This is a genomic window from Marinilabilia sp. (assembly GCF_016278715.1).
Classification (GTDB): domain Bacteria; phylum Bacteroidota; class Bacteroidia; order Bacteroidales; family Marinilabiliaceae; genus Marinilabilia.
On sequence record NZ_JADQBH010000139.1, the window covers coordinates 34,457 to 44,029 of the forward strand.

Consider the following 9,573-nt stretch of genomic DNA (forward strand, 5'->3'; position numbering starts at 1 on the left):
TAATTGTAGGATTTCCTTACTTGTTGTTCGTTGAAATCTCAAACATTCCTTGAAAACTATTTGGCAAGAAAACCTTATCTCCTGCATTATTTGATATTATTTTCATCCCGTCAATATATTTTTGAGATAAAATTATTTGACCGGCAATTTCCGAACTTGTGTTCTCTTTCAACCTGGAAATATAAGTACTCTCTGCATCAGCAATTATTTTCATTGCTTCGGCTTGTGCTTGTGCTCTAATCAGCGTTGCATTGGCCTCAGCGTTCGCTCTCGTAACTTTTGCAGATGCTTCGCCATCTGCTTCTGCAATTAATGCCCGTTTTCTTCTTTCAGCAGTCATCTCCTGCATCATTGCTTCAGCAGTTTCACTCGAATAGTTTATTTCCTGAATTTCTACTCTTGTGAATGTAACTCCCCATTTTGATGCAGTCTCAACTAACTGAGCGGCAATTCTCTGATTCAAATTTTGACGTTCAGACAGTACTTGATCCAATTTTATTTTACCAATATTTGACCTTAACGCATTCAATGCAATATCTGCAATCGATTTTGGTAAAATATCAATATCATACAATGCCTTTACGGGGTCAGTTATTCGCCAATATATTGAAGCATTCGCATCAATGGTCACATTGTCCTGAGTTTGACATTGTCTTGGTGGTGTATCAGTTTGTTGTTCTGACAATTCAATAAAATATCCATTCTTATTAGCAACTCCTTCCCATTCATAAACTTTCTTAATACTTTCAATAAATGGTAATTTAAATCTTAGTCCATCTCTCTGTACTCTTGAATGTTTACCAAATCTTTTAATTAAAACAACATGGTTCTGTGGAATCGTGTAAATTAAAGCCATAATTTTTATTCTTTTAAATAATTAATTTATTTGATTTAACATTTAAAACTATATACTTATTTCCAATTGCAATTTCTTTTTCGGTTTCAAACTGATAAATTTCATCATTTATGAAAATATACTTATCACCTTCAACTTCCTTTATGATACCTTCCTTGCCGATAAATCCCTCAAGCCCCCCTATGTGTTTACTTGGTGCAACTAATTTATCATTGATTTTTTCTATAATTTTTCGCCAAATTGTATAATGAAAAACAACAAGAACCATCCATATTAATACTCCAAAAAGAATTTGATATAGAATTGGCATATCAATTTCTTTAGCAATGGCAAAAGTCCCTATTATATACGCTAAATGAGTAGGAAAGTCCGAAGCGAAGAAAATATCTACAAGTATCAAAATTATTGCTGATACTATTAAAATCTCATTAATTGTCATTCCCAATATTTCCATATTTTTTTTTATTTAGTGGCGAAATTCTCTGTTGATAATTGTGACATTACATAATATAAATACATCAGGGGAAATTGCGAATGCATTTTACTATGAACCACTCCGTTGTGAAAACATTTAAGGCGGGACACCTTCGGGTGCTCTCGTCTTCTGTTTTTATATGAACACCTCCCAGGATGCAGTCTCAGAAATACATCTTCCGAATTTACTAAAAGGATTGAACAAAATACATTAACTGGTCGAAAAACCAAACTTTGAACAACTATCGCTTAACTATTTAAGGCTTCACTCCGGGTGAAACCCTTAATCGCCCAAACGGAACAAAAAAAGCCTGAAAACCCGCTTTCGCAGATTTTCAGGCTCTCTATATCAGAAAATCAGATTCTCTTAATCAAGTCCTCTCATCAGCTTTTTCAGCCATGGTGAGATAGCAAACATCAGCAATGCAGCCGATCCTGAAGTCATTACCAGGAAGAGGAACAGATTCATATCGGGCAAATATGTTTCCAGAATACTCCTGAGGGCTCCGGCCAGATAATTGGCAAGAGCAATAGATGCAAACCAAAGTCCCATCATCAACGAAGTAATTTTGGGAGGCGACAGTTTACTAATCATACTCAACCCAATAGGACTGAGACAAAGCTCACCCATTGTATGCAACAGATAAACACCCACCAGCCATAAGGGGCTAACCAGGTTGGTAGCCGTTGCTTTGGTATCGGCAGCAAACATAATTACAAAACCGAGAGACAGCAAAAGCAAACCGAGACCAAACTTCACGGGAGTGTTGGGATTGCGTCGTCCAAGCCACACCCACAAGATTGAAAATACCGGAGCCAGACCAACAATCATAATTGCGTTTACAGACTGGAACCAGGAGGCTTTAATCTCAAAACTTCCCAACATACGGTCGGTCATATCACGCGCAAAAAGATTAAAAGTTCCACCTGCCTGCTCAAACCCTGACCAGAAGAAAACATTAAAGAAGCAGAATACCAAAATAGCCGCCATTCTACTCCACTGGTCTTTTCCGGTTGTGTTTTTAATAATCAGATACGCGATGGCGGATATGGCAATAATGGCAGTTCCGCGAATGATCCAATCCATTGTTGAATCCGGCAGTGTCCACCAGACCTTAACAAAAAGGTAGATAAAAGCAATAATACCCAATATCCAGACCCCTATGTCGAGCCAGTCACGACCATTCATTCTGACATTATCGTCTTTAAAGGTCCGGCTGGGGCCAAAACCAATAGTCCCCAGTTTCTTTTCCTGTGCCCAAAACCATCCTGTTCCTAAAAACATACCAACGGCCACGGAGCCAAACCCCCAGGACCAGCCAATAGACTCACCCAGATATCCGGCTACCAGAGGTGCCAAAAAGGCTCCCAGGTTAATACCCATATAGAAAATGGTAAACGCTGAATCCTTACGTGGGTCTCCATCAGCATAGAGACGCCCCACCATGGTAGAGATATTAGGTTTAAAGAAACCATTACCAACAATAATAAGGCCCAGACCGATAAAAAGCCAGTACTCACGCAATTCCTGAAGCGCTTCGGGGGATGAAATGCCCCCCATACTAACAACTGCTTCGGAATAAGCCAGAGCGGCCTGTCCCAAAGCCATTATCACTCCACCAATTATGATGGCTTTTCTTTGCCCGATTAACCGATCGGCCAGTATTCCTCCAATAATGGGGGTGAGATAAACCAATCCTGTAAAAATTCCGTAAATTTCAAGAGCATGGTTTTCTGCATACGCAAATCCACCATTTACAATTAATGATGTGAGGTACAAAACCAGAAGCGCACGCATACCATAATAACTAAATCGTTCCCACATTTCCGTGAAGAACAAAACCCATAATCCCTGAGGATGCTTTTGAGGAGGAGTCTCCATATCCAAAGGGCCTTGAGGAACTTTTTTTGATGGTGTGTCCATTCTTTTGCTTTTTAAATTTTAGGTTTATTTGTTTTTGCGTTCAAATTTTTGTTACATTTTGGAAACATCCCTGAACCGAAAGAACGGGCAGGCAAAAATCCCGGATAGATTTTCGATATTTCTAATTGTGAAAATTATCAAAATTTACCGAAACAAAATGGTATTTTGGTTTGTCTTTTTTCAAAAAACATCAATGATGTTTTTTGAAAAATCGCAACAAAACCTTACAAACAACTAAAAATAAGACATTTCAGGAAGCAAATAAGCTTCTCCATTTTTTCAAATTATTACAAAAATACATTTTGTAAGCTAAGTTAAACGTGTTATTTCTCATATAGTACATGAAAATTCTCACCTCAAAACAAACCGGCGAGACCGACAACTACACCATCGCTCATGAACCCATTGCTTCCATCGACCTGATGGAACGGGCAGCTTTCCAGGCTTTCCGCTGGATAACACACCATTTTCCGGCCTCAGGGTTTAGCGTATTTGCAGGTCCGGGGAATAATGGAGGAGACGCCCTTGCCATTGCCAGAATGCTAATAAAAAAAGGTCAATTCGTAAAAACCTATCTTTACCGAAGTGAAAAATTGTCGCCCGACGCAACCATTAATCTTGAAAGACTGAAAAAAATCCCCGGGGCAATCATCACAGACCTTTCGAAAGAAGAATTACCGGCGCCCTCTCTCTACCCACCCATTGCAATCGACGGACTATTTGGGTCCGGTCTCAACCGACCGCTTAACCAGAAAGCATCGAATATTGTCCATTACATCAACAATTACTTTTCACGCACCATTTCCATCGATATCCCCTCCGGTCTGTTCTGCGAAGACAACAGCCATAACGCCCGGGAAAATATTATCAAAGCCTCGCACACCCTGACGTTTCAAATGCCAAAACTGGCCTTTCTTTTTCCTGAGAACAGGGAGCAAACAGGCCATTGGGAAGTATTGCCCATCGGACTCAGCCACAAAAAAATTGCGGAGACACCCACTCCATGGCAAATCACCCGACAAAAGGAAGTCAGGAGGATGATACCCGCTCCCCACCAATTTGCTCATAAAGGGACCATGGGGCACGCATTGCTTATTGCCGGCAGTTATGGAAAGACCGGTGCGGCACTACTGGCTTCAAAAGCTTGTCTCAAATCGGGTGTGGGCTTACTTACCACGCATGTTCCACTCAGCGCAGTATCAGTTCTGCAAACAGCCATTCCTGAGGCAATGATAAGTGTGGACCGCTCCGACCTGATGTTTACTGAACATCCCGACCTCTCACAGTTCTCCGCAATTGGCGTGGGCCCCGGATTGGGCACTCGCGTCAACACGCAAAGAGCGTTAAGAGAACTTCTGCAAAATGCCAATATTAAGAATATGGTCATCGATGCAGATGGATTAAATATTCTGAGTGCAAATCAGGATATAATGGAATTGCTGCCTCAAAATACAATTCTTACTCCTCATCCCAGGGAGTTTGAACGACTGGCAGGGTCATCAGAAAACGATTTTCAACGATTGCAACTGGCGATAGACTTTGCCAAAAAACATCGCATCATCCTGATTCTGAAAGGTGCCTTTACGGCAGTAATCTCCCCCAAAGGGAAAGTTTGTTTCAACCCAACTGGCAATCCCGGAATGGCCACAGCCGGAAGCGGTGATACGCTGACAGGGATTATCCTGGGCCTGCTGGCATCAGGAATTGCTCCTTTTGATGCAGCGCGGGCGGCCGTTTACATTCACGGACTTGCAGGAGATATGGCAGCCAGAAAGGGAATACACGGACTCATTGCCTCAGATATCATTGACTACCTTCAGGCTGCTTTTAAAGAGGCAACTGAATAATTTTTATCAGTTCTGAACGTCTATATCCAAACCATGGATATCTAAATCCTGAACTATTTCATTACCATCAGCCTGTTTTTATTTAGTAACTTTGAATTTGAGAACCCGAATCAGTATTTAATTAAGCAGAAAAACAATATCATGGGAAAAATAAAAAATCTATCCATCCTTGTCATCCTGGCTCTATTGGGGGCTTGCACTGCCCCAAGAACCATTTCCAAAGCCGATTTCAACACCGCAGATTCAACGGCAGCCCCCGGAAAATTGTATTATCATCTGCCAACTACGGTAATAAATATTGAAGTAACAGCCCGGAAAGTCATTGAAAAACGAGGCCCATACTATCGTTATTCAGAGCGTTATCTGAATCTTTCCGATATCATTGCCGAAGACAAGGAATACTGGGAAATTACAGGGGCAACCATTTACACCACCGGGATTCCGGACAGCAACCGTTTCTTTAGCATTTCTGCAGAAGGTACCCCGGCAGGAGCAGCTGTGAGTCTGACCCCTGATGGGACACTTTTGGGCTTCAACGTACCAGCGGCCGGTTCATTACACAACACTTTGTCGACCGATGCCGACAACATACAGGTTTCGACTGAAGAATTTAGTTTCGATGACATCCCTTATACCGAAGAACAACTCATTAAAACCTCCAGCGCTGCCACTGCAGAAGAGGTAGCCGCTGAAATCTACAACATCCGGGATTCACGCAGACGCCTGCTCGAGGGAGACATTAAAAATCTGCCCCCCGATGAAGGCTCCTACCAAAGAATCCTTGAAGGTTTGGACCGAATGGAAAAACAATACCTTTCACTTTTCAAAGGAAAAAAACAAATAGACACCCAAAAACGCACATTCCGTTTTGTGCCGGATGCCAGCGCATCTGCCAATCAGGTTCTGTTCCGGTTTTCCACTCAAAAAGGGTTTACCTCTATTGATGATATGGCAGGCACACCGGTTTACATTGAAGTACTTAGCGAAAAAGTTACTGAAAACAATCAGGTACATATAAATTCAAAAGAGCGAACCGGGATGATTTACTGCAAGCCCCAAAAAGCTACGGTAAAAGTCATTGACCGAACAATGCTGCTGACTCAGGAAGAGATGCTCATTGGCCAATATGGAACCCTGCACACCTTGCCCGTCTCCCTGCTGGATAATCCCGGCACCATTGTGGAACTGGATCCCGCAACGGGAGCTATTGTTAATATCAGGTACTAGCTGTTAGCTCGTGGCTGTTAGCTGTTGGCTGTTGGCTCTTAGCTATTGAGTGTCAGGGAGTGAAAACACGAAACACAGAACTAGAAACACGGAACACAGAACACGGAACTCTATGTCCCCAGATGGGATTCGGAGAGCCTCTAAAACAAATAAAAAAATGAACACAAACATTTCAAAACTAGAACCTCAGCTTTTATGGTCTTATTTTCATGAGCTGACAAAAATACCGCGGCCTTCCAAAAATGAAAGCAAAGTTATCGACTTTGTTGAGCAGGAAGGCAAACGTCTGGGACTGGAAACCATTAAGGATGGAGTCGGAAATGTCATCATAAAAAAACCGGCTACCTCAGGCATGGAAAGTGCTAAAGGGGTTGTTTTACAGGGCCATTTGGACATGGTGCCTCAGAAAAATAGTGACAAACAGCACAATTTCGATAAAGACCCCATTGAAGCATTTGAGGAAGATGGCTGGGTAAAAGCCAACGGAACTACTCTTGGAGCCGACAATGGCATTGGGGTGGCTGCTGCGCTGGCAATACTCAAAAGCAACAACCTAAAACACGGGCCCATTGAGGCACTGTTTACAATCGACGAAGAAACGGGCATGACCGGTGCCAATGCATTAAAGCCCGGAGTTCTGAAAGGTGATATTCTAATAAATATGGACTCTGAAGACGAAGGAGAACTTTATGTTGGATGTGCCGGAGGTACTGATGCCAATGCAGTTTTCACCTATATGGAAGAGGAGTTTCCTGAAAATCATGTTGCCCGTAAAATCAATCTTACCGGATTGAAAGGCGGACACTCGGGAATGGACATCGTATTGGAACGAGGCAACGCCAACAAATTGCTTTTCAGACTACTGAAGTATTTAGTGGCTCACGAACAGGTAAGACTCTCTACTATTGAAGGGGGGAGTCTGCGCAACGCCATTCCGCGCGAAGCATTTGCAATAATTGCCATACCGGAAAACAAACTGAAGGAGGTGGAGCAGGCGGTGGATGGCTATAAAAATATCTTCACCAATGAACTTAAAAATGTGGAGCCCGATCTTTCACTCAAACTTGAATCGACCGAAACACCTCATTTTGTGATGGATGAAATGACGCAGGACGATCTAATCAATGCCATCCAGGGATGCCCCAATGGTGTAATTCGGATGAGTACAGAAATGCCCGGACTGGTAGAGACATCACTCAATCTGGCAATCGTAAAATCACACAACAAGGAGGTGGAAGTAAAAGCCCTCATTCGTTCCAGCGTGGATACAGCTAAAGAAGAGGTGGAATCCACTCTTGAAAGCATTTTTCTACTGGCAGGAGCCCATGTGTGGTTCGATGGTCAATATCCCGGCTGGAAACCCAATATGGACTCACAAATTCTGAAAACCATGCAAAGTGTTTATCAGAAAAAATGGGGCAAAACACCGGAAATAAAAGCCATTCATGCAGGTCTGGAATGCGGTATTTTGGGAAATGCCTACCCCAACTGGGATATGATATCTTTCGGCCCAACCATTAACTTTCCGCACTCACCCGATGAAAAAGTAAATGTGGAAACCGTTCAAAAATTCTGGGATTTTCTGGTGAGTACGCTGGAGAACATCCCCGCCAAATAAACATCCTACAACATTCTCAAACAAGCCTTCTTTGCCTGCCATTACAAAAGCAAAGAGGGCTTTTTTATTGGAACCCCCTGCCTCAAGCTCCCTGCCGGGGCTTGTCCACCATGAAAAGGAAAAACCGAACAATAATTCCTTCCAGATATAAATTGAAAAAGACATGGTCATGCCAACAATCCAGCTTCAGCGTAAAAGGAACCCTCAACTATCCACCATCAAAGCTCTCTGTCCCAAGCTCCCTGCCCCATGCTCTCTGCTCCATGCCCCATTACTAAAAAATCCCATCCCGTATCCCCAACACTATTTAACATCCCTTTTTTGAAATTCATCACTTAAACCCATACATTTGCAGCGCTATTAAATGAAAATCAGGCAAAAAAGTCTGAAGCATTCAATTTCTGACAACCACAGATCCTTTTTTTACACACAAATAATTTTTCGGGGAAGTCCTCATGGAAACAGCTTCAAAACTATTAGGACGCTTTCTAATATGGCGGGTCAAAAATGTATCTCAAAAACACTTCACCCTGTTTTTGTCGTTCATCATCGGACTGGCAAGCGGTCTGGCTGCCGTTATATTAAAAAACACCATCCACTTCACCCACCAGCTTCTGACTGAGGGCTTTACCCTGGAACACCAAAACTGGCTCTACCTTGCTTATCCGTTGGCAGGTATTTTTCTAACGGTTTTGTTTACCCGCTATGTGGTAAAAGATAGTATCAGTCACGGAATAACCAAGATATTGTATGCTTTTTCCCGCAAGGGCGGGTATTTGAAACCCCACAACTCTTTTACCTCAGTAATAGGAAGTACTTTCACCATTGGATTTGGAGGTTCGGTAGGAGCCGAGGCCCCCATTGTGCTCACCGGTGCATCCATCGGATCCTCGCTGGGGCGGATGTTTCATCTGAATCAAAAAACCATTACACTTTTGGTTGGCGCAGGAGCTGCGGGTGCCATTGCGGGAATTTTTAAAGCCCCCATTGCCGGTCTGGTATTCACCCTTGAGGTTCTGATGCTCGATTTGACCATGGCTTCCATCATACCACTACTGATTTCAGCCGTTACAGCCACCACACTGGCATACTTTTTCCTGGGAAAAGCTGCTGAATTTGCCTTTCATCTCGACAATGCCTTTTTATTGAACAACCTGCCCTGGTATTTGATACTGGGAGTTCTGGGAGGCCTCATTTCCCTTTACATGACCTGGGGGAGTATGTACACCGAAGAGAAAATCGCCAAAATCAAAAATCCATTTTACCGATTACTGACGGGCGGACTTATTCTCAGCTTACTGATTTTCCTGTTCCCTCCGCTATACGGTGAAGGTTACACCACTATCTCAGCACTTCTTAGCGGCAATACAGATGTCATTGTGGAAAACACCTTTTTCTACGCACTAAAAGACAACAACCTCATCATTCTCAGCTTCCTGTTGCTTCTGATTGTCTTTAAAGTACTCGCCACAGCAGCCACCAACGGAAGCGGTGGTGTAGGTGGTATTTTTGCACCTACGCTTTTCACCGGGGGAGTGGCCGGCTTCTTCATGGCACGTTTGGTAAACAATATGGGATGGGTAAAGCTGCCCGAGTCTAATTTCACCCTTGCAGGAGATCGGAAGAG

General features: G+C 42.9%; 7 protein-coding genes. 4 read left to right on the top strand and 3 right to left on the bottom strand.

Annotated features, from left to right (window positions below; all coding sequences use genetic code 11):
• Positions 1 to 16: 16 nt before the first annotated feature.
• From QZZ43_RS09055 to QZZ43_RS09065, 3 genes are all read right to left on the bottom strand, one after another.
• Positions 17 to 856, bottom strand: coding sequence for an SPFH domain-containing protein (locus tag QZZ43_RS09055; RefSeq protein WP_291858099.1), 840 nt, complete (start codon positions 854 to 856; stop codon positions 17 to 19).
• Positions 857 to 869: 13 nt separating this feature from the next.
• Positions 870 to 1,310 carry an NfeD family protein gene (locus QZZ43_RS09060; protein ID WP_291858102.1) on the bottom strand — a complete coding sequence of 147 codons (441 nt, stop codon included), beginning with the start codon at positions 1,308 to 1,310 and terminating at the stop codon, positions 870 to 872.
• Between the two features lie 387 nt (positions 1,311 to 1,697).
• Complete coding sequence (locus tag QZZ43_RS09065) at positions 1,698 to 3,254, bottom strand: peptide MFS transporter (protein WP_291858106.1); 1,557 nt, start codon at positions 3,252 to 3,254, stop codon at positions 1,698 to 1,700.
• Between the two features lie 341 nt (positions 3,255 to 3,595).
• Between QZZ43_RS09065 and QZZ43_RS09070 the strand changes: the two genes are divergently transcribed.
• The 4 genes from QZZ43_RS09070 to QZZ43_RS09085 form a co-directional block, all read left to right on the top strand.
• Positions 3,596 to 5,101, top strand: coding sequence for an NAD(P)H-hydrate dehydratase (locus QZZ43_RS09070; protein WP_291858109.1), 1,506 nt, complete (start codon positions 3,596 to 3,598; stop codon positions 5,099 to 5,101).
• 141 nt (positions 5,102 to 5,242) lie between these two features.
• Positions 5,243 to 6,328, top strand: coding sequence for a DUF4831 family protein (locus QZZ43_RS09075; RefSeq protein ID WP_291858112.1), 1,086 nt, complete (start codon positions 5,243 to 5,245; stop codon positions 6,326 to 6,328).
• Positions 6,329 to 6,485: 157 nt separating this feature from the next.
• Positions 6,486 to 7,946 carry an aminoacyl-histidine dipeptidase gene (locus tag QZZ43_RS09080; protein WP_291858115.1) on the top strand — a complete coding sequence of 487 codons (1,461 nt, stop codon included), beginning with the start codon at positions 6,486 to 6,488 and terminating at the stop codon, positions 7,944 to 7,946.
• Positions 7,947 to 8,482: 536 nt separating this feature from the next.
• Positions 8,483 to 9,573 (top strand): chloride channel protein (locus QZZ43_RS09085; RefSeq protein ID WP_291858118.1); only part of this gene is annotated, 1,091 nt, incomplete at its 3' end.